The 1,242-nt window shown below is 47.3% G+C and carries 3 protein-coding genes; 1 reads left to right on the forward strand and 2 read right to left on the reverse strand.

Annotated elements, in window-relative coordinates; all coding sequences use genetic code 11:
- Nucleotides 1-86 precede the first annotated feature (86 nt).
- Both O9300_RS04405 and O9300_RS04410 read right to left on the reverse strand, forming a co-directional pair.
- Nucleotides 87-416 (reverse strand): hypothetical protein, encoded by a 330-nt coding sequence (locus O9300_RS04405; RefSeq protein ID WP_287970274.1) that lies wholly within the window; start codon nt 414-416, stop codon nt 87-89.
- A 127-nt stretch (nt 417-543) separates the two neighbouring features.
- Entirely contained in the window at nt 544-834 is a 291-nt protein-coding gene (locus O9300_RS04410) for a hypothetical protein (protein WP_287970276.1), read from the reverse strand.
- A 195-nt stretch (nt 835-1,029) separates the two neighbouring features.
- On the opposite strand from O9300_RS04410, the gene O9300_RS04415 reads away from it, so the two are divergent.
- On the forward strand, nt 1,030-1,242 hold a 213-nt coding region (locus tag O9300_RS04415; RefSeq protein WP_287970278.1), incomplete at its 3' end, for a site-specific integrase.

The following is a 1,242-nucleotide window of genomic DNA, read 5'->3' on the forward strand; positions in this document are numbered from 1 at the left end:
TGAAATGGGGCGAAAGTCTGTGGACTCTGTGTAAGACAGTACATGGTTTTTTAACTGTGGTATGCGACGGTGGTGGAAGCAGAAACTTAAATCGTGAGGTTTAGGAATCGCCGCACTTTTAGGGCGGCGAGGATGTCAACATCAAGATCACCCTCCAATTCCTCCAACGGCCACCGATCAAGGAAATCCTCTAGGCTTTCGTAGACTTCTGACCACGGCCATTTCGGATCGCTTTCCACACACCAAGTCAGATGAACCCAAAATACCGGTCCGCTTTCCTCGCGAGATCGAAATAGTACGTCGTCCCGATCGTCCCGTCGTGCGATCGCTTGAACTTCCTGGCCAAAAAGTTGATGACCGGCTGGCAGTTCGCGACGCAACTCTGACAACAGCTTGGCAGCTACGTCATCAGTCACGGGAGTCCAGCAATCAGGAAGCGTCATACTTGCATCGTCCGGCTAACGAAAATGGTCAGCGGCGGCGAGAAAAATAGGCCGTAAGCGAGAAGATTCCGTACCGTCCGCTGCACTAACGTGTTAGGCATCATAATGAATGCCCACCTGCTTGCCGTTTGCGGAAATTAGGGTTTGGCACAAACTCACCTGTAATATTGCCCTGAGCATCAACTTTCCACGCACCGGCAATATCTTCTGGCGGTACAGCATCATTTGGCCCGTAGCTACCCTGAATCTTATAGACCCAACCACCTGGGTTACGCTTTGCTTCGGCAATTACTTCTGGTGTTGGTGTATGCATGGCTGTTGATGATTCTTCTTTTTTAGTACATCCTACTAGAAATAGAGCGATCAAAAAAATAAGAGCAAAATAGTTCATAATGCTCGGCTGTATCATACCAGCCCCATGAGAAATAAAGCCTAACTATATAGTGTAGGGAAATTTTCCGTATATTACGCTAAATACGCATTTTTTTCAGAATCTTTCCGTATATTACGCTCAAATGGAGTGATCGCGAGAAGTTTTCCGTATAATATTACGATAAGCGTGTTATGCCGATTAGCGTACTCTGTGATGAACCCTCCCCCACCCCGAAAACTCCTAGACGTAGTGCGAGAGACTGTCCGCCTTAAGCATTATTCATATCGCACCGAACAAACATATCTGGACTGGATTAAGCGTTATCTGCTCTTCCATCAGAAAAAACATCCCCGTGAAATGGGGGGTGAAGAAATTAGAGCCTTTTTGACCCATCTTGCCGTTGATAAAAACGTTGCCGCCGCCACC

The organism is Microcystis sp. LE19-195.1E (assembly GCF_027532095.1).
GTDB classification, from domain to species: Bacteria; Cyanobacteriota; Cyanobacteriia; order Cyanobacteriales; family Microcystaceae; genus Microcystis; species Microcystis aeruginosa.

What these genes read in the sequence shown, in the direction of transcription:
- O9300_RS04410 (WP_287970276.1), bottom strand. Translation starts at nt 834, where the DNA reads ATGAACTATTTTGCTCTTATTTTTTTGATCGCTCTATTTCTAGTAGGA.